This window comes from Qipengyuania gaetbuli (assembly GCF_020171365.1).
GTDB lineage: Bacteria > Pseudomonadota > Alphaproteobacteria > Sphingomonadales > Sphingomonadaceae > Qipengyuania > Qipengyuania gaetbuli_B.
Genome location: NZ_JAIUZO010000002.1, coordinates 20,973 through 42,722 on the forward strand (window position 1 = coordinate 20,973; position 21,750 = coordinate 42,722).

The 21,750-nt window shown below is 63.7% G+C and carries 25 protein-coding genes; 21 read left to right on the forward strand and 4 right to left on the reverse strand.

The genetic code is table 11. The annotated features are described in order from the left end of the window. The first annotated feature begins 2 nt into the window (after positions 1–2). The 5 genes from LCL94_RS00485 (at position 3) to LCL94_RS00505 (ending at position 2,136) form a co-directional block, all read left to right on the forward strand. Positions 3–434: a phage holin family protein gene (locus tag LCL94_RS00485; RefSeq protein ID WP_224830539.1), complete on the forward strand. Its 432-nt coding sequence runs from the start codon at positions 3–5 to the stop codon at positions 432–434. Beyond that, the gene (locus tag LCL94_RS00490; protein ID WP_224830540.1) at positions 427–741 is read left to right on the forward strand and encodes a hypothetical protein; all 315 of its coding nucleotides are present in this window, start codon (positions 427–429) and stop codon (positions 739–741) included. Before LCL94_RS00485 ends, LCL94_RS00490 begins: the two co-directional genes overlap by 8 nt. Before the next feature lie 61 nt (positions 742–802). After that, entirely contained in the window at positions 803–1,312 is a 510-nt protein-coding gene (locus LCL94_RS00495) for a hypothetical protein (protein ID WP_224830541.1), read from the forward strand. A gap of 108 nt (positions 1,313–1,420) precedes the next feature. Continuing rightward, positions 1,421–1,651, forward strand: coding sequence for a DUF4170 domain-containing protein (locus LCL94_RS00500; RefSeq protein ID WP_224830542.1), 231 nt, complete (start codon positions 1,421–1,423; stop codon positions 1,649–1,651). Between the two features lie 8 nt (positions 1,652–1,659). After that, positions 1,660–2,136, forward strand: a complete 477-nt coding sequence (locus LCL94_RS00505) for a GNAT family N-acetyltransferase (protein WP_224830543.1) — start codon at positions 1,660–1,662, stop codon at positions 2,134–2,136. 28 nt (positions 2,137–2,164) lie between these two features. On the opposite strand, the gene greA is transcribed toward LCL94_RS00505, so the two are convergent. The 3 genes from greA to carA all read right to left on the reverse strand — a co-directional run bounded on the left by greA (position 2,165) and on the right by carA (position 7,248). Continuing rightward, on the reverse strand, positions 2,165–2,632 hold the full coding sequence (gene greA / locus LCL94_RS00510; RefSeq protein ID WP_160607193.1) for a transcription elongation factor GreA: 468 nt from the start codon (positions 2,630–2,632) through the stop codon (positions 2,165–2,167). 114 nt (positions 2,633–2,746) lie between these two features. Then, positions 2,747–6,070, reverse strand: a complete 3,324-nt coding sequence (carB, locus tag LCL94_RS00515) for a carbamoyl-phosphate synthase large subunit (protein WP_224830544.1) — start codon at positions 6,068–6,070, stop codon at positions 2,747–2,749. Beyond that, positions 6,070–7,248: a glutamine-hydrolyzing carbamoyl-phosphate synthase small subunit gene (carA, locus tag LCL94_RS00520; protein WP_224830545.1), complete on the reverse strand. Its 1,179-nt coding sequence runs from the start codon at positions 7,246–7,248 to the stop codon at positions 6,070–6,072. Before carA ends, carB begins: the two co-directional genes overlap by 1 nt. A gap of 152 nt (positions 7,249–7,400) precedes the next feature. On the opposite strand from carA, the gene LCL94_RS00525 reads away from it, so the two are divergent. From LCL94_RS00525 to LCL94_RS00580, 12 genes are all read left to right on the forward strand, one after another. Further along, on the forward strand, positions 7,401–7,853 hold the full coding sequence (locus tag LCL94_RS00525) for a GatB/YqeY domain-containing protein (protein WP_222553201.1): 453 nt from the start codon (positions 7,401–7,403) through the stop codon (positions 7,851–7,853). Continuing rightward, positions 7,850–8,545, forward strand: a complete 696-nt coding sequence (locus LCL94_RS00530; protein WP_224830546.1) for a hypothetical protein — start codon at positions 7,850–7,852, stop codon at positions 8,543–8,545. The genes LCL94_RS00525 and LCL94_RS00530 overlap by 4 nt, the downstream gene beginning before the upstream one ends. Positions 8,546–8,577: 32 nt before the next feature. After that, on the forward strand, positions 8,578–10,479 hold the full coding sequence (gene dnaG, locus LCL94_RS00535) for a DNA primase (RefSeq protein WP_224830547.1): 1,902 nt from the start codon (positions 8,578–8,580) through the stop codon (positions 10,477–10,479). A gap of 9 nt (positions 10,480–10,488) precedes the next feature. After that, complete coding sequence (gene rpoD, locus LCL94_RS00540) at positions 10,489–12,513, forward strand: RNA polymerase sigma factor RpoD (RefSeq protein WP_224830548.1); 2,025 nt, start codon at positions 10,489–10,491, stop codon at positions 12,511–12,513. A 194-nt stretch (positions 12,514–12,707) separates the two neighbouring features. Then, a complete protein-coding gene (locus LCL94_RS00545) occupies positions 12,708–14,117 on the forward strand; it encodes a sensor histidine kinase (RefSeq protein WP_412070785.1) in 1,410 nt (469 codons plus the stop codon). Then, positions 14,114–14,464 carry a response regulator gene (locus LCL94_RS00550; RefSeq protein WP_224830550.1) on the forward strand — a complete coding sequence of 117 codons (351 nt, stop codon included), beginning with the start codon at positions 14,114–14,116 and terminating at the stop codon, positions 14,462–14,464. Before LCL94_RS00545 ends, LCL94_RS00550 begins: the two co-directional genes overlap by 4 nt. Before the next feature lie 74 nt (positions 14,465–14,538). Next, a complete protein-coding gene (rpiB, locus tag LCL94_RS00555; RefSeq protein WP_224830551.1) occupies positions 14,539–14,976 on the forward strand; it encodes a ribose 5-phosphate isomerase B in 438 nt (145 codons plus the stop codon). A gap of 1 nt (position 14,977) precedes the next feature. Continuing rightward, a complete protein-coding gene (gene glyA, locus LCL94_RS00560; protein ID WP_318245557.1) occupies positions 14,978–16,291 on the forward strand; it encodes a serine hydroxymethyltransferase in 1,314 nt (437 codons plus the stop codon). 11 nt (positions 16,292–16,302) lie between these two features. Then, the gene (locus tag LCL94_RS00565) at positions 16,303–16,527 is read left to right on the forward strand and encodes a hypothetical protein (protein WP_224830552.1); all 225 of its coding nucleotides are present in this window, start codon (positions 16,303–16,305) and stop codon (positions 16,525–16,527) included. Further along, on the forward strand, positions 16,528–16,998 hold the full coding sequence (gene nrdR, locus LCL94_RS00570; protein ID WP_222553194.1) for a transcriptional regulator NrdR: 471 nt from the start codon (positions 16,528–16,530) through the stop codon (positions 16,996–16,998). After that, a complete protein-coding gene (locus LCL94_RS00575; RefSeq protein WP_222553193.1) occupies positions 16,985–17,716 on the forward strand; it encodes an RNA methyltransferase in 732 nt (243 codons plus the stop codon). Before nrdR ends, LCL94_RS00575 begins: the two co-directional genes overlap by 14 nt. Before the next feature lie 67 nt (positions 17,717–17,783). Continuing rightward, a complete protein-coding gene (locus tag LCL94_RS00580; RefSeq protein WP_224830553.1) occupies positions 17,784–18,044 on the forward strand; it encodes a hypothetical protein in 261 nt (86 codons plus the stop codon). A 16-nt stretch (positions 18,045–18,060) separates the two neighbouring features. On the opposite strand, the gene LCL94_RS00585 is transcribed toward LCL94_RS00580, so the two are convergent. Further along, the gene (locus tag LCL94_RS00585) at positions 18,061–18,384 is read right to left on the reverse strand and encodes a chorismate mutase (RefSeq protein WP_160607207.1); all 324 of its coding nucleotides are present in this window, start codon (positions 18,382–18,384) and stop codon (positions 18,061–18,063) included. A gap of 91 nt (positions 18,385–18,475) precedes the next feature. Between LCL94_RS00585 and trpB the strand changes: the two genes are divergently transcribed. From trpB to accD, 4 genes are all read left to right on the forward strand, one after another. Next, positions 18,476–19,690: a tryptophan synthase subunit beta gene (gene trpB / locus LCL94_RS00590; protein WP_224830554.1), complete on the forward strand. Its 1,215-nt coding sequence runs from the start codon at positions 18,476–18,478 to the stop codon at positions 19,688–19,690. Further along, complete coding sequence (locus LCL94_RS00595) at positions 19,687–19,899, forward strand: hypothetical protein (protein ID WP_224830555.1); 213 nt, start codon at positions 19,687–19,689, stop codon at positions 19,897–19,899. The genes trpB and LCL94_RS00595 overlap by 4 nt, the downstream gene beginning before the upstream one ends. A gap of 195 nt (positions 19,900–20,094) precedes the next feature. After that, positions 20,095–20,895: a tryptophan synthase subunit alpha gene (gene trpA / locus LCL94_RS00600; RefSeq protein ID WP_224830556.1), complete on the forward strand. Its 801-nt coding sequence runs from the start codon at positions 20,095–20,097 to the stop codon at positions 20,893–20,895. Then, positions 20,892–21,743: an acetyl-CoA carboxylase, carboxyltransferase subunit beta gene (accD, locus tag LCL94_RS00605; RefSeq protein WP_224830557.1), complete on the forward strand. Its 852-nt coding sequence runs from the start codon at positions 20,892–20,894 to the stop codon at positions 21,741–21,743. Before trpA ends, accD begins: the two co-directional genes overlap by 4 nt. Positions 21,744–21,750: the final 7 nt, after the last annotated feature.

Sequence of the window (21,750 nt, forward strand, 5' to 3'; positions counted from 1 at the left end):
CGATGCTGGAAGAACAAGAGCGCGATAAAGCGCCGTACAACGGGCCGGTCGACCTGCCCGACAGTTACGAGTCCGAGGATGACGACCTAGAACCGCACGGTCCGTCGCTGACGGATGACATCATGGCCCTGCTGGAAGACGGCAGGACCTATGCCGAGGCCGAAATGGCCTACCAGAAAAGCCGTGCGAGCTTTGCCGCAAACCGTCTCAAGGGCGCCATTGCTTTCGGGCTTGGCGCCTTTGGCGTTTTGCACCTCGCACTTATTGCCATGACTGTGGGTCTAGTAATCGCGCTGGTACCGCTGGTCGGCCCGTGGATTGCCACAGCGATCGTAACCGCCGCGCTGATCGGGCTGGGGCTGCTGTTCCTCAGCCTGTTGAAGACCCGCATCGACGAGATCCGCGATGCATTTTCGGACAATGGCGATGAGTAATCGCAAGGCCCGGATGCTGGCCGATCGCCACCTGCGCGATTCCGCCCGCGCGTTGGTCGAGGCAGATATCGAGAACCTGAAAGTCGGCTTCAACCAGAAGTCGCTCGGCGAACGCGCCTTCGACCGCGTTCGTGAAGGGGCGATCGACGTCTACGAAGAAGCGGTCGATGTGGCGGAAAACAACAAGGGCGCCCTCGCCGCCCTGCTCGCTGCCGTCATCGTATGGTTCGCGCGCAACCCGCTGCTGTCCTTGCTCGGGCTTGGCGAGGAAGAAGAGGACGAAGAGTCCCTATCAGACGACGAATAGACGGAACGGCCCCCCAGGCTGAACCGTTGGTTCGATGCACACCAGATTTCGGAGAAACCCCATGGCAAACAAGGCCACCAACAACGTCACCCCCATCAGCGCCGACAGCCAGCTCAGCGATGCCGAAAAGCGCGAACAGCTCCGCGCCCGCATCGCTGCAGGTGAGCGTCGCAACAGTGAACGTTCCTTCGCCGACCAGGCCAAGGATGTCGCGGACAGCGCAGTGGACTTCGCGAAGAAGCATCCGATCGCGACCGTTGCAGGCGCCGTCGCCGTCGGCCTCGCCATAGGCGCCATGACGCGACGCGGGCGCGCACTGGGCCGCCGCGGCGGCTCACTGGCAGCCTACGCTGCCGAAGCCGCGATCGCCTATGGCCTCTCGATGATGGAAGGCGCCGGCGACAAGTTCGAGGACTATTCCGACGCGGCAGGCACTCAGGCCCGCCGGTTGAAGCGCGACGCCGGCTACCGCCTCGACAGCATCGGCGATGCCATCGCATCGGGCAGCCGCAAGGCAAGCCGTAAGTCCTCGCGCACCGTGCGCGACCTGAAGGCGCGCATCGCTCGCTAACTCATACGTAATAGCTAGGCTTTAGAGCGGCGCGACGGGTTTGCCTGTCGCGCCGGTTTCGCTATGGGCAGGGCAAATCTCCTCCCCAATTCGGAAAAAGAACGAACCATGGAAGAAAAAGAGAGCAAGCAGACGCTCTATCTGGTGATGGGCGGCCGCGTGACCGACCCGCGCAGCATGACCTTTGCCGACCCCGAAAGCATCCACGTCGCCGGCGTCTATTCCAGTTATGACGATGCTGAAAACGCATGGCGCGGCAACGCCCAGCGCACGGTCGACGATGCGGAAATGAAATACGTCATCGTCCACCTGCACAAGCTGCTCGATCCCGAAGCCTGACAACGGCCTTGGCCTACTCCATCCGCCCTTACCAGGACTCTGATGCCGAGGGGCTGGCGGACGTATGCCGGGCGGCAATCCGCGGGATCGGACCGGAAGCCTATTCCAACGACCAGGTAGAAGCGTGGCTGGCCCGGCACCCGGGCGCCGCGCTTTACCGTGAACGGGTCGCCAATGGCGCGACCATCTTCGTCGCTGCCGGAGAGGACGACGAACCGGTCGCCTATGCCCTGCTCGAGCCGGACGGCCATCTCGACCACCTCTACAACCACCCCGCGCACACTCGTAAGGGTCTGGCGCTGAACCTGCTGGCGACGGCCTCGCTCTATGCCCGGCATCACGGGATCAAGCGGCTGTACACCGAAGCGAGCGACCTCGCCCGCCCCTCGTTCGAGGAGGCGGGTTACGTCGCAACGGAAAAACGCGAGTTCAAAATCGACGGCGTGCCGATCCACAATTGGGCGATGGAAAAGACGGTCGACTGACGCGTAGGCCGATGGCCCCGCGTCACAATCAGATGAATTCGATCTTCTCGACGAGGTAGAACTTGTCGCCCGAGGGAACGGTCACTTCGACTTCGTCATCGACCTGCTTGCCGATCAGCGCGCGTGCGATCGGCGAGGTGTAGGAAATCCGGCCCTTCGAAGCGTCCGCTTCGGTCTGGCCGACGATCTGGTACTTCACCGGCTTGTCGTTTTCGTCGAGCAGCGTGACCGTCGCACCGAAGACGACCTTGTCGCCAGAAAGCGTGGTCGGGTCGATGATCTGCGCCCGGCTAATCTTGTCTTCAAGATCGCCGATCATCGCCTCTACCTGGCCCTGGCGTTCCTTGGCGGCGTGGTATTCGGCGTTTTCCGAAAGGTCGCCATGCGCGCGCGCTTCCTCGATCGCATCGACGATCTTCGGACGCTCCGCCCGCAGCACCTTCAGGTCGGCAGTGAGCTTTTCATAGCCCTCGGCCAGCATCGGCACCTTGTCCATCGAACCCCAATTCCTTCCTGCTCGCGCAATCTCCCGGGACAATTCGAGCCCGGTCCGCAAGGTTAGCGGAGCCTCGGTCGCTCGGATGTGTGGGAGATACGCCGTGTGTTCTGGTCAGCTATAATAGTCTTGCAATGAACGCACTTCAAGCTGCTCGGTAGAAACCTCGGCAATCGCGCGTGCGGCGGCAAGGCTGGCGGCAGCAGTCGTGTAGTACGGCAGCTTCTTTTCGAGCGCGGCCACACGGATAGACTGGCTGTCCAGCAGCGACTGCCAGCCCTCGGTCGTGTTGAAGATCAGGTGCACGTCGCCGTCGATAATGGCATCGACGATGTGCGGGCGACCTTCGGCAACCTTGTTGACCAGTTCGACTGCCAAGTCCTTGCCCGACAGGAAGCGCTGCGTGCCGCCGGTGGCGATGACGCGGAAGCCCTTGGCCAGCAGCGTTTCGACTGCAGGCAGGATGACTTCCTTGTCGCTGTCCTTGACCGAGACGAACAGCGTGCCGCCCTGCGGCAGCTTCATGCCCGCGCCCAGTTGGGACTTGAGGAAAGCAGCCGGAAAATCGCGGTCGATGCCCATGACTTCGCCGGTGCTCTTCATTTCGGGCGAAAGCACAGGGTCCGAGCCGGGGAAACGGCTGAACGGGAACACGGCTTCCTTCACCGCCATATGGTTCGGCTTCAGGTTGAACGGCTCGAAGTGCGAGAGCTTCTCGCCCGCCATGACGCGCGCGGCGACCTTGGCGACGGGTCGGCCGATCGCCTTCGCCACGAAGGGCACGGTGCGGCTGGCACGCGGGTTGACCTCGATCAGGTAGACCTCTCCGTCCTTCACCGCGAACTGCACGTTCATCAGGCCGCGCACGTCGAGCGCACGGGCAAGCTCGCTCGCCTGGCGCTCCATCTCGTCGATGATGTCCTGCGGCAGGCTGTAGGGCGGCAAGGTGCAGGCGCTGTCGCCCGAGTGGACGCCGGCTTCCTCGATATGCTGCATCACGCCCGCGATGCGGACTTCCTCGCCATCGGAAATCACGTCCACGTCGCATTCGACCGCATCGCGCAGGTACTGGTCGACCAAGACCGGGCTGTCGCCCGACACGTTCACCGCGGTGTTGATGTAGTCGTCGAGCTGCGCGAGGCTGTCGACGATCTCCATCGCACGCCCGCCTAGCACGTAGCTGGGGCGCAGCAGCACCGGATAGCCGATCCGCGCAGCCACGGCGGCTGCTTCGTCACGGCTCTTGGCGATGCCGTTTTCCGGCTGCTTGAGGTCGAGCTTGTTGACCAGCTTGGCAAAGCGTTCGCGGTCTTCGGCAAGGTCGATCGCATCGGGCGATGTGCCGAGGATCGGAATGCCTTCACGCTCCAGCGCGGCGGCAAGCTTGAGCGGGGTCTGCCCGCCGAACTGCACGATCACGCCGACAAGGTCGCCCTTCGACATCTCGACGCGCAGGATTTCCAGCACGTCCTCTTCGGTCAGCGGCTCGAAATAGAGGCGGTCCGAAGTGTCGTAGTCGGTCGAAACCGTCTCTGGGTTGCAGTTGACCATGATGGTCTCGTAGCCGGCCTCGGCCAGCGCGAAGCAGGCGTGGACGCAGCAATAGTCGAACTCGATGCCCTGCCCGATGCGGTTTGGGCCGCCCCCGAGGATGACGATCTTCTTGCGGTCGGACGGATCAGCCTCGTCCTCGGGCTCGCCGAAGCTGGGCGCTTCGTAGGTCGAGTACATGTAGGGCGTGATCGCCTCGAACTCTGCAGCGCAGCTATCGATGCGCTTGAAGACCGGATAGACGCCCAGCTTGTGGCGCAGCTTGCGCACTTCCTGTTCGCTGGTCGCACCGGCCATGGCGCGCAGCGCGTCGTGCAGCAGGCCCGAACGCTTGGCCTGCGTTTCGGCAAGACCGCCCGCCACACCGACCGAACGGACCGCCAGAGTGGCGAGGCGCTTGTCGGAAAAGCCCATTGCTTTCAGGCGGCGCATTTCGGCGGCATCGCGCGGCAGGCCGTTGTGGCCGAGCATCTTCTCTTCGTAGATGATGGCTTCGATCTGTCGCAGGAACCACGGGTCGAAACCGGTGACCTGGGCGACTTCCTCGACCGTGAAATCCTCGCGGAAAGCCTGCGCGATCTTCAAGATGCGGTCAGGGGTACGCTGGCTGAGCGCCGCAGTGATCGTCTCGCGGCTCACGCCTTCGAGTTCCTGCACGCGGTTGAAGCCGTCGAGGCCCGTTTCGAGGCCGCGCAGCGCCTTCTGCATGCTTTCCTGGAAGCAGCGGCCGATGGCCATGACTTCGCCCACCGACTTCATTGCGGTGGACAGCTCGTTCTTCGAACCCTTGAACTTCTCGAAAGCGAAGCGCGGGATCTTGGTCACGACATAGTCGATGGTCGGCTCGAAACTGGCAGGCGTCGCACCGGTGATCTCGTTCTGGATCTCGTCGAGCGTGTAGCCCACGGCCAGCTTCGCCGCGACGCGCGCGATGGGGAAGCCGGTGGCCTTGGACGCCAACGCCGAGGAGCGCGAGACGCGCGGGTTCATTTCGATCACGATCAGGCGGCCATCCTTCGGATTGACTGCGAACTGTACGTTCGAACCACCTGTTTCCACGCCGATTTCCCGCAGCACCTCGATGCTGGCGGTGCGCATGATCTGGTATTCCTTGTCGGTCAGCGTCAGCGCCGGCGCGACAGTGATGGAATCGCCCGTGTGGACGCCCATCGGATCGACGTTTTCGATCGAGCAGATGATGATGGCGTTGTCCTTGCGGTCGCGCACCACCTCCATCTCGAACTCCTTCCAGCCGAGGAGCGATTCCTCGATCAGGACTTCGGTGGTGGGCGATGCGTCGAGACCTTCACGCACGATGCGCTCGAACTCGGCCTTGTTGTAGGCGATACCGCCGCCCGTGCCGCCAAGCGTGAAGCTGGGACGGATGATTGCGGGCAAGCCGGTGCGCTCCAGCACCGCATAAGCCTGGTCCACCGTGTTCGCGACGCCGCTGCGCGCGCTATCGAGGCCGATCTTGTCCATCGCCTCACGGAAACGCTGGCGGTTCTCGGCCTTGTCGATCGCATCGGCATTGGCGCCGATCATCTGGACGCCGAACTTCTCCAGCACGCCCATGTTCGCAAGGTCCAGCGCGCAGTTCAGCGCCGTCTGCCCGCCCATCGTCGGCAACACCGCGTCGGGGCGTTCCTTCTCGATGATCTTGGCGACGATTTCCGGCGTGATCGGCTCGACATAGGTGGCGTCGGCCATTTCCGAATCGGTCATGATCGTGGCGGGGTTGGAGTTGACCAGGATGACCCGGTAGCCCTCTTCCTTCAGCGCCTTGATCGCCTGCGTGCCGGAATAGTCGAACTCGCACGCCTGGCCGATGATGATCGGACCGGCGCCAATGACGAGGATCGAGGAGATGTCGGTTCTTTTGGGCATTACGCGAGCATTCCCACGAATTTTTCAAAGAGGTAAAAACTGTCTTGCGGGCCGGGACTCGCCTCGGGGTGGTATTGCACTCCGAACGCCTTCTTGCCCTTGATCGATATCCCGCAATTGGTGCCGTCGAACAGCGAGACGTGCGTCTGCTCTACCGTGTCGGGCAGCGTATCGGCATCGACCGCGAAGCCGTGGTTCATGCTGGTGATCTCGACGAGGCCTTCGCTTGCTCCCCACTCGCTCCCGACCCGCTGGACGGGGTGGTTGGCGCCGCGGTGGCCCTGGAACATCTTGGCGGTCTTCGCGCCTGCTGCAAGGCCCAGCATCTGGTGGCCGAGGCAGATGCCGAACAGCGGGATGTTCGCATCGAGCAGCCCCTTGATCACGGGCACGGCATACTGGCCGGTCGCCGCCGGATCGCCCGGGCCGTTCGACAGGAACACGCCATCGGGCTTGAGCGACAACACCTGTTCCAGCGTGGTGCGCGCAGGGACCACGGTGACCTTTGCGCCGGCCTTCACGAGGTTGCGGAAGATATTGTCCTTCGCGCCATAGTCGATCGCCACGACATGGGGCTTGTCTGCGCTGCCCTCGGTATAACCGAAGCCCAGCTGCCAGTGGCCGCCGCGCCAGTCTTCCTGTTCGGCGCGCGTCACGGCAGGCACGAGGTCCAGCCCTTCGAGACCCGACCATTCGGCGGCCTGCTGCTTCAGCGCCTTCATGTCGAACTGGCCGCGCGGATTGTGCGCGATGACCGCATTGGGAGCGCCCAGCAGGCGGATCCGGCGGGTCAGTGCGCGGGTGTCGACACCCGACAGGCCGATCTTCCCGTGTTCGCGCATCCAGTCGACGAATTCGTTCTGTGCACGGAAATTCGAATGCGGGGTCACTTCCTGCCGCACGATGCAGCCGACCGCGCCGAGCCCGCGGCTCTCGTGGTCTTCCTCGTTCGCGCCGACATTGCCGATATGCGGGAAGGTGAAGGTGACGATCTGGCTGTCGTAGGAGGGATCGGTCATCACCTCCTGGTAGCCGGTCATGGCGGTGTTGAAGCAGACTTCGCCCACCGCAGAACCGGTGGAACCGAAGCCTTTGCCCCAGATACAGGTACCGTCCGCGAGGACGAGGACTCCCGTCGCGCCTTTGGGTTGCGCGTGCGAGAATGCGGACAGGGCCATTGGGCTCTCCGAGTCAGGGGTTTCCGGCGATGTGTGCTAAGTCCCAGCCGCTAGGGACGTGAGCGAGTCCCGTCAAGCACAAGACTTGGCTTTGTGGCAGCTTGCCTTACATGGGGCCCGAACCATCCACACATTTAGAGCGAAGAGGCCTCATGCTCCGCGAGAAGATCCAATCCGAAACCGTCACCGCCATGAAGGCCAAGGACAAGGACCGCACCGCCGCGCTGCGCCTGATCGGGGCGAAGATCAAGGATCGCGACATCGAACTGCGCACTTCGGACAAGAAGCCGGAGGACGACGATCTCGTCACCGACGTGCTGATGAAGATGGCCAAGCAACGCCGCGAATCGATCGAGATGTACGAAGGCGGCGGCCGCCAGGAACTGGCCGACAAGGAAAAGGCCGAGCTGGCCGTGATCGAGGAATTCCTGCCCAAGCAGCTGAGCGAGGACGAAACCCGCGCCGCGATTGCGCAGATCAAGGCCGACCTCGGCGCCGACGGCATGAAGGACATGGGCCGCGTAATGGGCGAGCTGAAGGCCCGCCACGGCGCTACGCTCGACATGACCAAGGCCAGTGGCCTGGTGAAGGAAGCGCTTTCGTGAAGCGCCTCGCGCTCCTCGCCGCGCCTTTCGCGCTGGCGGCCTGCGGGACGAGCGAACCGGAACCCGCGCCTTCCCCCACGCCGACGCCTGCGCAGCCGCGCACGCTGGTCGGTGCCGATCTCGATCTCTCGCTGCTCGGCGCGAAGATCGTCGGGCCGCAGGGTCCGGAAGTCGAGACGGTGCTGAGCGCCGGAAACCGCCAGATCGGTACGATGGTCAGCTTTGTCGCCTGCCCCGAAGGCACGACGGAATGCATTCCGGGCAACATGCCGGAAGGGACCATCTACACCTACGTCCACAGCGTGACGCTGGCCGAAGCGCCTGCTGACGAGCCGGAAGCCGCTCCCAGCGAAGGCCCGGAAGTCGTGGAAAGCCCGCCGACCCTGTTCCGCACCACGGCCAAGGCCCACGGCTTCAACGCGGCAGTCGGCTATGCCAAGGCGCAGGCGCAGGCTACGCTCGGCAGCGAGGATGCCATCTCGATCACCAGCGACGATGGCCAGCTGATCTGGCGCGTGGTCGACGGCAGTGGCTGGAAGCCCGGCACGACGCTCACCTTCTGGTGGCAGTCGACGCTGGCGCCCGACGGGCCTGCCGATGCCTACCTCCTGGAAGTGGAAGGCAACCAGGCGGTCGCGCGCGGCCCCTTCCCGGCGATGAAAAAAGCGGCAAGCGCCAAGCCCGCCAACTAGCGGTCGGCCCCCTCACGCGATAGGGAGAGGCCATGGCCCTCTCACCCCAATGGCTGGACGAATTGCGCATGCGGACGACCCTGTCCGCAGTGATCGGTCGCACCGTCCGGCTGACCAAGGCGGGGCGCGAGTTCAAGGCCTGCTGCCCGTTCCACAACGAGAAGACGCCGAGCTTCTACGTCAATGACGAGAAGGGCTTCTACCACTGCTTCGGCTGCGAGGCGCATGGCGATGCCATCCGCTGGCTGACCGACCAGCGCGGCATGCCCTTCATGGACGCGGTGAAGGAACTGGCGGCAGAGGCCGGGATGGAAGTGCCCGCCCCCGACCCGCAGGCCGCCCGCCGCGCGGAAAAACGCGCCAGCCTGCATGACGTGACCGCAGCTGCGCAGGAATGGTTCGAAGGCAATTTGAGGGGCGGTGACGGTGCGCGTGCACGCTCCTACCTATCGCGTCGTGGATTCTCGGACGCCACGGTGCGCGAATTCGGCTTCGGCTACGCACCGGAGGATCGTCAGGCGCTGAAATCCGCCCTGTCGCGCTTCGATGAGCCGATGCTGATCGAGGCCGGAATGCGCATCACGGTCGAGGACAAGGAGCCTTACGACAGGTTCCGCGGCCGCCTGATGCTTCCCATTCACGATGCGCGCGGCCGCGTAATCGCATTCGGCGGACGCATCCTCGATGGCGACAGCAATCCCAACGCACCGAAATACCTGAACTCGCCCGACACCCCGCTCTTCGACAAGGGGCGCACGCTCTACAATCTCCACCGCGCCGCTCCGGCTGCGCGGCAATCGGGCCGCATGATCGTCGTCGAAGGCTATATGGACGCGATCGCGCTTGCCAATGCCGGCATCCGCGAAGCCGTGGCACCGCTCGGGACCGCGCTGACCGAAAACCAGATCGAACTGCTCTGGCGTCAGGTCGAACGTCCTATCCTGTGCTTCGACGGGGACAATGCCGGGCAGCGCGCCGCCATGCGCGCCATCGAACGCGCGCTCCCGATGCTGCGCCCCGGTCACTCGCTGTCCATCGTGCGCCTGCCCGCGGGCATGGATCCCGACGACCTCATCCGCGAACGCGGCGTCGGTGCGATCGAGGAACTGCTCGCCGCGCCTGCCAGCCTGCTCGACACGCTATGGGAGTTCGAGAAAGCCGCCGCGCCGCTTACCTCACCGGAAGAAAAGGCGGGGCTGAAGGCGCGGCTGATGCACCATGTCGAGGCGATCCAGCATCCCGACATCAGGGCGCTCTACAAGCGCGAGCTGACCCAGCGGTTTTCCGATTTCGCTTTCCCTCCCCGCCCCCAACGCGAATTCAAGCCGCGCGGCGAATGGAAGAAGGGCGGGTTCGCGGCCGTTTCTCCCCAGCTTTCGCGCGAGGCGGAACAGCGCCTCAAGCGGGCCATCGAAGGCGGCTCGCGCGACCGGCTGGCCAGCGCCGTCATCCACGGCCTGCTGCGGCATCCCGGCGAAATCGCGCGGCATGAAGCCGCCCTCGCCCGCGTTGCCCAAAGTGACCGAAATGTCGGACCGGCGATAGATTCGCTGCTTGCCGCTGCCGAAACGCTTGATTCGCGGGCCGGATCGCCCATATCGCTACCAGACGGCCTACCTGCCCCACCGGAAACCCGATTATTCGCCTTTCTCGATGAAGGCACCGACCCTGGTGATGCGCGCGAGGACTTGGCCGAAGCCGTGTCACTGCTGGTCGAAAGGCCGGCACTTGAAGCCGCGCTCGCTGCTGCGACCGCACGATTCGAGAGCGATCCCGAAGGGGCTTTCGCCGAGCAGCAGCGCCTGCTGAAGCGAAAGCTGGAATTCGAGGCGCGACTCGGGCAAATGGCAAGCCGCAAGGCCGCTTCGGCGGCTACGAAAGATTCAGAAGCCGCGCAGGATACCGGGCCTGTAAGCGGCGATAGTACGGACTGATTGCTCTTTATGGCCACCAAGACCAAGTCGGGCGACAAGGATGACGCTCCGCTGATCGACCTCAACGAAGCTTCCGTAAAGAAGCTGCTCTCGAAAGCGAAGAAGAAGGGTTACGTCACTTACGACGAACTCAACGACGCGCTGCCGCAAGGCGAGATGAGTTCCGACCAGATCGAGGACATCCAGTCGGCCCTGTCCGAAATGGGCGTGCAGATCGTCGAGAACGACGAGGATGCCGAACAGGACGACGAGGTCGAGGAAATCGCACCCGCACCCTCTTCGGGCGAAGAGAAGGAAGCGGCCAAGAAGCCGGCCGGCCCCAAGAAACTGGCTGCAGGCGAACGCACCGACGATCCGGTCCGCATGTACCTGCGCGAAATGGGCGCGGTGGAACTGCTCAGCCGCGAAGGCGAAATCGCGATTGCCAAGCGCATCGAGGCCGGCCGCGACATGATGATCATGGGCCTGTGCCAGAGCCCGATCACCTTCCACGCCATCATCCAGTGGTCCGAAGCCCTCAACAACGAGGAAATGCAGCTGCGCGAGATCCTCGATCTCGACGCCATGCTGTCCAAGGAGCCGCCGGCCGACAAGCTCAACGACGACGCCGAAGACGATGACGACGACGGCGAGATCTCGGAAGAAACTGCCGGCCCGACCATCCGCGACGATGACGAGGATGACGACGAGGACGAAAGCGGCGACGAGGACGACGAGGACGGCGAAGGTTCGTCCAAGCGCCGCGACGACGACGACGAGGAAGACAACACCATGTCCCTCGCCCAGATGGAAGCCGCGCTCAAGCCGGATGCCATCGAGCGCTTCGCACGCATCACCGACCTCTTCGGCAAGTTCGAGAAGCTGCAGGCAGAGCGCGTCGAAGTCCTTGGCCGTGGCGAGAACTTCCCGCCCGCGAAGGAAAAGAAGTACGAAGCGCTGTCGGAACAGCTCACCGCCGAGGTGGAAAGCGTCCAGTTCCACGCGACCAAGATCGAATTCCTGGTCGACAATCTTTATGCCTTCAACCGCCGCCTGACCGCCCTTGGCGGCCAGATGCTGCGCCTTGCGGAACGCCACAAGGTCAAGCGGTCGGACTTCCTCGATGCCTATATCGGCAACGAGCTCGACGACACGTGGATGGAAGAGAAGGTCAAGAAGGACAAGAAGTGGGCCGCCTTCGCCGAGAAGGAAGCCGACGCGATCGACCGTATCCGCGCCGAAATCACCGACATCGCCAGCCAGACCGGCATGGCGCTCCCCGAATTCCGCCGCATCGTGAACATGGTCCAGAAGGGCGAGCGCGAAGCGCGTATCGCCAAGAAGGAAATGGTCGAGGCAAACCTGCGCCTCGTGATCTCGATCGCGAAGAAGTACACCAACCGCGGCCTGCAGTTCCTCGACCTGATCCAGGAAGGGAACATCGGCCTGATGAAGGCGGTCGACAAGTTCGAATACCGCCGCGGCTACAAGTTCAGCACCTACGCAACGTGGTGGATCAGGCAGGCTATCACCCGCTCGATCGCCGACCAGGCGCGCACGATCCGAATTCCGGTCCACATGATCGAAACGATCAACAAGCTGGTCCGCTGTTCGCGCCAGTTCCTGCACGACCAGGGCCGCGAACCGACGCCCGAAGAGATGGCGGAGAAGCTCTCCATGCCGCTCGAGAAGGTGCGCAAGGTGATGAAGATCGCCAAGGAACCGATCAGCCTCGAAACGCCCATCGGCGACGAGGAAGATTCGCACCTCGGCGATTTCATCGAGGACAAGAACGCGATCATCCCGGTCGACGCCGCGATCCAGGCGAACCTCAAGGAAACGGTCACCCGCGTCCTTGCCTCGCTCACCCCGCGCGAGGAACGCGTGCTGCGCATGCGCTTCGGTATCGGCATGAACACCGACCACACGCTGGAAGAAGTCGGCCAGCAGTTCTCGGTGACGCGCGAGCGTATCCGCCAGATCGAGGCAAAGGCGCTGCGCAAGCTCAAGCACCCGAGCCGCAGCCGCAAGATGCGCAGCTTCCTCGACCAGTAACTCCGGCCCGGTCGGGGCTATCTCACTGATAAGCCCCGACTGTCGTCGCCCCTGGATCAATCACTCAAAAACATTCGCGTTTTTGCGGGAACCACGCGCTTGTGTGACGATTGCGTGCGGTAAGAGGTCGATACGCCGGACGCACGATCCGGAACGCCTTCGGGGGTAAGCGCATACCGCAACACGTATCAGAAATCGACTTCCGGGAGCTCCTCGCCAGCTCGCCCAACCCCTATGTCCTGTTGAACCGCGACCTCGAGATCGCCTGGATGAATGACGCCTACCTGCGCGTCACCATGCGTGACCGGGACGGGATCATCGGCCGCAACATATTTGATGCTTTCCCGAGCGAGGGTGAAAGCTACCGCCAGTTGGCGGAATCCCTCGATCGGGTGCTCCGGACCGGGGAACCGGACGAGATTGCGCATATCCGCTACGATATCGCCAATCCCGACGGCACTTTCGACACCCATTTCTGGAGTGCAACCCACACGCCGCTGAAAGGCGACGACGGGCAAGTCCGCTACATTCTCCAGCACACGGTCAACATTACCGAACTGGAGACACTGCGGCGGACCATCGACGAGGCCGGCGTCGTCGAACGGGCAAAGAAGGTCGAGGAGCGCTACCGGACCGCTTCCGAAGAGCTGGAACGCGCGCGGATGCTGCTGGAGCAGGCGCCGGGATTTGTCGCGGTGCTCACCGGACCGGAACACAGTTTCGTGCTCGCAAACGCTGCATACCGTCGCCTTCTCGGCGGTCGCAGGCTGATCGGGCGCACGATCGCCGAAGCCCTGCCGGAGGTCGTGGAACAGGGCTTCCTGCGCATCCTCGACGAGGTGCGCGCCACCGGCAAACCCTATTTCGGCAATCGCGAACTCGTCACTCTCGTAGACCCCGAAACGGGCAAGGCGGAGGAATCCCACCTCGAATTCATCTTCCAGCCCATCAGCGAAAAATCGGGCGATGTCACCGGCATCCTGATCCAGGGATACGACGTCAGCGAAGAGGTCGAGGCGGAAGAGCGGCAGAAACTGCTCATCAACGAACTCAACCACCGGGTGAAGAACACGCTCGCCATCGTGCAGGGCCTCGCCCAGCAGTCGTTCAAGACCGATCAGATGGATCATGGCCTTGATGTATTCGCCGCGCGCCTTGCCGCGCTCGCCAGCGCGCACAATCTGCTCACCGAGTTCAACTGGAAGAAGGCCGACGTCGAAAAGATCGTCCGCCGTTCGCTCGAGGCCACCGCTGGAACCCAGTCGGAACGGTATTCGCTGACCGGTCCCAAGGTCACGCTCGACCCGCAATCCGCGGTCGCCCTCGCCATGGTGGTCCACGAACTTGCCACCAACGCTCTCAAATACGGGGCCTTGTCGGACGAGAAGGGATGCATCGCCATCACCTGGGACCGCCGCTCCGAGGAAGACGGATCACGGCTCATCTTCGACTGGCGCGAAAGTGGCGGACCTGCCATCGAAGCACCGACTAGGCGCGGCTTCGGGTCCCGGCTCATCTCCCGCGCCTTCGGCAATCGCGGCGACTGTGCTGACCTCACCTACCACGAAGACGGCCTGCATTGCCGCCTGGAGACGAAACTGTGAAACTCGACGGTGCCCGGCTTTTGATACTGGAAGACGAACCGATCATCGCCTTCGGCCTCGAGGACATGCTGCTCGACGAAGGCGCGCAGGTTTCCCTAGCCACGGCACTCGACGAAGCGGAAGATCACCTGGCCGGCGGCTCCTTCGATTGCGCGATACTCGACGTGAACGTGCGCGGGGAAAAGAGCTACGGTTTCGCAGAGGTGCTCAAGAACCGCGGCATCCGCTTCATTTTCGCCACGGGCTACGGCGAAAGCGCCCACCCTGACGAATTCATGGACGTGCCGACGATCACCAAACCCTATTCGATCGAGCAGATCCGGGACACGCTGGCACGCCTCGCCTGACAAGAGGCAGGATCAGCCGTGGATGACGGCACAAGACGGTGGATTGCCATTCCGTAAGTGCGTATGGCCGCCCCATGCGTATCGCCATTGCTTCCGACCATGCCGCCATCGACCTGAAGGCCGAACTGCGCGACTGGCTTATCGAACAGGGTCACGAGGTTGCAGACCTCGGTCCTGAGACCACCGACAGCGTCGATTACCCCGATTTCGGCTACCGCCTCGCAGGCGTGGTTGCCGACGGCACCGCCGAACGCGGCGTGGCGCTGTGCGGTTCGGGCATCGGCATCTCCATCTCGGTCAACCGCAACCCCGCTGTGCGCTGCGCCCTCGTCTCGGAACCGCTTTCGGCAAGCCTGGCGCGCGAGCACAACGACGCCAATTGCATCGCCATGGGCGCGCGTCTGACCGGCAGCGACATGGCCAAGGCGTGCCTTACCGCTTTCCTCGAAACCGACTTTGCAGGCGGCCGCCACCAGCGCCGCGTCGACAAGCTCTCCAACCCGGAATTCTGACATGGCTACCCAGGCAAAAGACACCTCGCGCGACCCGATGGATCGTTTCTGGCACGACACGCTGGCCGAAGCCGATCCGGAAATCCACGAGGCGATCCGCAATGAACTCAAGCGCCAGCAGGACAAGATCGAACTGATCGCGTCCGAGAACATCGCGTCCTCCGCAGTGCTGGAGGCAACCGGTTCGGTCTTCACCAACAAGTATGCCGAAGGCTATCCGGGCAAGCGCTACTACGGCGGCTGCGACTATGCCGATGTCGTGGAAACGCTGGCAATTGAGCGCGCCACGCAATTGTTCGGATGCGGTTTTGCCAATGTGCAGCCCAACTCAGGCAGCCAGATGAACCAGGCCGTGTTCCTCGCGCTGCTGCAGCCGGGCGACACCTTCATGGGGCTAGACCTCAATTCCGGCGGCCACCTCACCCACGGCTCGCCCGTCAACATGAGCGGGAAGTGGTTCAATCCGGTCAGCTACGGCGTTCGCAAGGACGACGAGCTGATCGACATGGACGAGGTGATGGCCACGGCGAAGGAGCACAAGCCCAAGCTGATCATCGCCGGCGGCACTGCCTATTCGCGTGTCTGGGACTGGGCCGCTTTCCGCAAGGTCGCTGACGAGGTCGGCGCCTACCTCATGGTCGACATGAGCCACATCTCCGGCCTCGTGGCTGGCGGCGCCCACCCCTCGCCCTTCCCGCATGCCCATGTTGTCACCACGACGACCCACAAGTCGCTGCGTGGTCCGCGCTCGGGCGTGATCCTGTGGGATGACGAGGAACTGACCAAGCCGATCAACATGGCGGTCTTCCCCGGCATGCAGGGCGGCCCGCTGATGCACGTCGTTGCAGCCAAGGCGGTCGCATTCGGCGAAGCGCTCCGTCCGGACTTCAAGGATTACGCGCACCGCGTGGTCGAGAATGCCCGCGCGCTGGCCAAGAGCATCGAGGCGAACGGCCTGCGCGTCGTGTCCGGCGGCACGGACAACCATTCCATGCTGGTCGACCTCACTGCAAAGGACGTGACGGGCAAGGCGGCCGAAGCCGGGCTCGACCGGGCATGGCTGACCTGCAACAAGAACGGCATCCCCTACGACACGCGCAGCCCCTTCGTGACCAGCGGCATCCGCCTCGGCACACCGGCGGGCACGACGCGCGGCTTCGGGCCGGCTGAGTTCGAGCAGGTAGGCAAGCTCATCTGCGAAGTGGTAGAAGGCCTCTCCCGCAATGGTCCCGAAGGTGACGGCCAGGTGGAAGAGCAGGTTCGCGGCAAGGTCGCCGAACTGTGCGCCGCCTTCCCGGTCTATCCGGGCCGCTAAGGAGACATCCGATGGAAGACCGCGAACCCGGACACCAGGATCACGACCTCATCCCCGATGCCACGGAAGAGGTGAAGAGCATGGCCAAGCAAGGGCTCGATCACCCCTCGACCAAGCCGGTCCTCGTCGGTGCAGCCATCGGGGCGGTCGCTGGCGGAATTCTTCCAGTGATAACCTGGCCCATCGGCCTCGTGGCCGGAGCCGGCATAGCTCTCTACAAACGACTAAGGCCCTAAATGCGCTGTCCTTTTTGTGCCAATGACGACAGCCAGGTAAAGGATAGTCGTCCGACCGAGGATTCCACCTCGATCCGTCGCCGCCGCCAGTGTTCGAGTTGTGGTGCGCGCTTCACGACGTTCGAACGCGTCCAGCTGCGCGAAGTCACAGTGGTCAAATCCGGCGACCGGCGCGAGGCTTTCGATCGCAGCAAGCTGGAACAGTCCATCTCGCTCGCCTGCCGTAAGCGCGACGTTTCGGCGGACCGTATCGACAGGCTCGTCTCCGGCATCCAGCGCCAGGTGGAAACCGCCGGAGAGGCCGAAGTCGCATCGCAGCGCATCGGCGAAATGGTGATGGACGGCCTGCGCCAGCTCGACAGCGTCGCCTACATCCGGTTCGCCTCGGTCTATCGCGATTTCAGCGAAGCCCGCGATTTCGAGGAATTCGCCAGCACCGTGCAGGAAGCCGCCGCCAATGAGCGAAGCTGACCAGCGCAAGCCGGTAATCGTCCTCGTCCGGCCCCAACTGGGCGAGAATATCGGCAAGGCGGCCCGTGCCATGCTGAATTTCGGGTTGGTGGAACTGCGCCTCGTGGAACCGCGCGACGGCTGGCCCAACCCTTCGGCAGGCCCGGCAGCAGCAGGCGCCGACGTGGTGCTCGACAAGGCAGAGGTATTCGCCTCGACGGCCGAAGCCGTGGCTGATTGCGCGCATGTCTATGCGACGACTGTCCGCAAGCGCGGCGTGACCAAGCCGGTCTACACGCCCGAAGAGGCTGCCCGCGAAATGGCCGGGGCTGTGGGGCGGAGCGCGATCCTGTTCGGCCCGGAACGCTCGGGCCTCGAAACCGAGGACGTGGCCCTTGCCCGCGCCATCCTGACCGTGCCGATCAATCCGGACTTCGGCTCGCTCAACCTCGCGCAGGCGGTGATCCTGTGCGCCTACGAGTGGTCGAAGCACGAGAACCTCGTGCAACCGACGCAGGAAGACCTCCTGCCGCCTGCGCCGCAGGACGAACTCGAAGGGCTGATCGGTCATCTCGAAGGCATGCTGGAGCCCAAGGGTTACTTTCTTCCAGCGACGCGCGCGGATGCCACGCGCCGCACCCTCCGCGGCGTGCTGACCAAGCCGGGCTGGAACCATCTCGAGGTGCGCACGCTGCGCGGCGTTTTGTCGAGCCTGGAACGCCGTTCGAAGAAAGACTGATCGTTTTCGAGGAAACGGGCGTCATCGCCATTCCTACACGAATCCCCTGTATTTTAAGGACTTCCCCATGCGTATCGCCCTGACTGCACTTTCCGTCCTCGCGCTTTCGGCCCCGCTGGCCGCGCAGGATCACTCGCATCACGGCGACCACGCGACGACCGAAGCCAAGCAGGAAGCTGCAAAGGCCGAGAAGAAGAAGCAGAAGAAGATCTGCAAGAACGTCGGCAACATGGGCACGCGCTTCTCGGAAAAGGTCTGCCTGACCGAAGCCGAATGGGAAGCCGAACGCCGCGCGACCCAGGACGGCATCCGCGACGCCAAGCGCTGAGGAAGCGGCCTGCGCCTCAGCTGCGCAGGCGGTCCCATTCCTCGAGTTCGTAAGCGATCGAGGTTTCGACCAGCTCTTCCCAGATCTGCGCGATCTTTCCGGCGGGAAGGTCGCGCTTTTCCGCATCGAGGCGGGCGTTGGCGATCACTTCCGCCTTGCGCGCCTCGTCCCTCACGACATTGCGGTCCTGCTTGATGCGCGCGGCTGCCCGCATGTAGCCGAACCGCCGGTCGAGCAGGGCCATCAGTTCGCGGTCCGTGCTGTCCACCCCTGCGCGCACTTCGCGCATGTCGGTGCAGTCTTCGGGCAGCGTGATTTCAACGGGCTTGGTCGTGTCCATGGGGGCGGCGCATGGCGAAGCCAGACGCGCTTGTCGAGGGCAAACCAAACCCTCTCTCGACATAGCCCTTTTGCATCGTCATGGAGACCGCATGGTTAGCCAGGCAAATACCTTCCGCAACATGCCGGACGAGCGCGGCCATTTTGGCGATTACGGTGGCCGCTATGTCGCCGAAACGCTGATGCCGCTCGTCCTCGATCTCGAACGCGAATACCGGGCGGCGCAGGCCGACCCGGAATTCCAGCGCCAATTCGACGATCTGCTCGAACATTACGTGGGCCGCCCTTCCCCGCTCTATTTCGCAGAGCGGCTGACAGAGGCGCTTGGCGGCGCGCAGGTCTGGTTCAAGCGAGACGAGCTGAATCACACGGGCGCACACAAGATCAACAATTGCATCGGGCAGATCCTGCTCGCGATCCGCATGGGCAAGACGCGCATCATCGCGGAAACCGGTGCCGGACAGCATGGCGTGGCGACCGCCACGGTCTGCGCGCGCTTCGGTCTGCCCTGCGTGGTCTACATGGGCGCAGAAGACGTACGGCGGCAGTCGCCCAACGTCTTCCGCATGAAGCTGCTCGGCGCAGAAGTCGTGCCCGTCACCAGCGGCCGCGGGACGCTTAAGGATGCGATGAACGAAGGGCTGCGCGACTGGGTCGCGAATGTCCACGACACCTTCTACATCATCGGCACCGCAGCCGGTCCGCATCCGTACCCTGAGCTTGTCCGCGACTTCCAGAGCGTGATCGGCAAGGAAGCGCGCGCGCAGATGCTCGACCGCATCGGTCGCCTGCCCGACCTGCTGGTGGCAGCGATCGGCGGCGGCTCGAACGCGCTCGGCCTCTTCCACCCCTTCCTCGACGATCCGGACGTGAAGATGCTGGGCGTGGAAGCGGCAGGCTACGGCCTCGACGGCGACCAGCACGCAGCCAGCCTGCTCGGCGGCTTTCCCGGCGTGCTTCACGGCAACAAGACCTACCTGCTGCAGGACGACGACGGCCAGATCACAGAGGGCCACTCGATCAGCGCAGGCCTCGATTATCCGGGCATCGGGCCGGAACACGCCTGGCTCAAGGACATGGGCCGCGTGGAATACACCGCCATCACCGATGAAGAGGCGCTCGACGCCTTCCAGCTGCTCTGCCGGACCGAAGGCATCATTCCCGCGCTCGAACCCAGCCACGCCATCGCGGCGGTCGCCAAGCGCGCCAAGGAAATGCCGAAGGACAGCGTGATCCTCGCCAACCTCTGCGGACGCGGGGACAAGGACATCTTCACCGTCGCCGAGAGGCTGGGAGTGGAGATGTGAAAGCAGTCCTCCGTTTCCTGGCCAATGTGATCGTCCTCGCAATCCTGTGGCTCACGCTCTGGTGGTTGCTGGATTTCGTACCCGGGTTCGAGGAGCCGCTGCTTTCGACCTGGTCGATCGCCAAGTTTTCGGGTTTCATCGCTGCCATGCTCATCGTGTCGCTCAACCGGCACAAGTTTCCATGGCTCCGTCTTGGAAACACCCACTAATTGGCTTGGACGGTTTTCAGAAGTTGCGCGGTGCCAATTCCTGTGTCCTACTGGCCGCCGCCTCTGGCATAAGGCGCGAATGTCCGGGCACGCACATTCGACAATACCCGTATTTTCGTGGCTTTTCGCCGCACGATTTTTTCCCGCCAAGACCGTGTTCCATCCGTTCCAAGCTGTAGGATTGCCGACGATCCCATGAGCGTTTCAGACCGCCTCTCCAACGCCTTCAACAAGCCCCATCCCGCTCTCGTCTGCTTCATCACGGCAGGCGATGGCGACACAGCGGCCAATCTCGACGCACTCGTGGAAGGCGGCGCGGACGTGATCGAACTCGGCATGCCGTTCACCGATCCGATGGCGGACGGCCCGGCCATCCAGGCAGCGAACATCCGTTCGCTCAATGCGGGGACGACCACGGCCGACGTGCTGCGGATCGCGCGCAAGTTCCGCGACCGGCACCCCGATGTTCCGCTTGTGCTCATGGGTTATGCCAACCCGATGATACGGCGCGGTTCGGACTGGTTCGCCAAGGCAGCCAAGGACGCGGGTATCGACGGCGTAATCTGTGTCGACATACCTCCGGAAGAAGACGATGCGCTGGGTCCGTTCCTTCGCAATGCGGGCATATCTCCCATCCGCCTTGCCACGCCGACCACCGATGCGAAGCGCCTGCCGCAGGTTCTCGAAGGGTCTTCGGGCTTCCTCTACTACGTGGCCGTGGCCGGCATCACCGGCATGCAGCAGGCCGCCATCGAATCGATCGAGGCCAATGTGAGCCGCATCAAGCAATCGACCGACATCCCCGTGGCTGTCGGTTTCGGCGTGCGTACGCCCGAACAGGCCGGCGAAATCGCGCGCGTGACAGACGGTGTGGTCGTCGGTTCCGCGCTGGTGGAACTCGTCGCGGAACACGGGGCGCAGGCACCGGCAAAGCTGCGCGAACTCACCGCAGGGCTTGCCAAGGCGGTCCATTCGGCGGCAAGGGCCAGCGCATGAACTGGTTCACGCGCGTCCGCAATTCGCTCACCTCGCTGTCCAAGCGCAGCACCGACAAGGATCTCTGGGTCAAATGCCCGAGCTGCCAGCAGATGGTGTTCGCGCAGGAATACCAAGAAAACGCCTTCGTCTGCCCGCGCTGCGACCACCATGGCCGCATCGGCGCAGACGAGCGGCTGGCGCAGCTCCTCGACGAAGGGTTCGAGGTGCTGCCGATTCCCGACGTGAAGGAAGACCCGCTCAAGTTCCGCGATACGTCGAAGTATACCGACCGCCTGAAGAAGGCCCGCGCGAAGAGCCCACACAAGGACGCCTTCCTTGTCGGTTCGGGCGCGATCGAGGGCAAGCCCGCGGTCGTCGGCGTGCAGGACTTCGGCTTCATGGGCGGATCGATGGGCATGGCCGTGGGCACTGCCTTCTGCCAGGGCGCCGAACGCGCGCTGACCCGTCACTGCCCCTACATCGTCGTGACCGCCGCTGGCGGTGCGCGCATGCAGGAAGGCATTCTCAGCCTGATGCAGATGCCCAAGGCGACCGTGATGACCCGCCGCCTCAAGGAAGCGGGACTGCCCTATATCGTCGTCCTGACCGACCCGACCACGGGCGGCGTGACGGCCAGCTACGCGATGCTCGGCGATGTGCACCTGGCCGAACCGGGCGCGCTGATCGGCTTTGCAGGCCAGCGTGTGATCCAGGACACCATTCGCGAGCAGCTGCCCGACGGCTTCCAGCGCGCCGAGTACCTGCACAAGCATGGCATGGTCGACATGGTCGTCCACCGCCACGACCTGCGCGATACGCTGGCGACGCTGATCGACTACCTCGCCCCTTCGGCTGAGGCAGCCTGATCCCTTC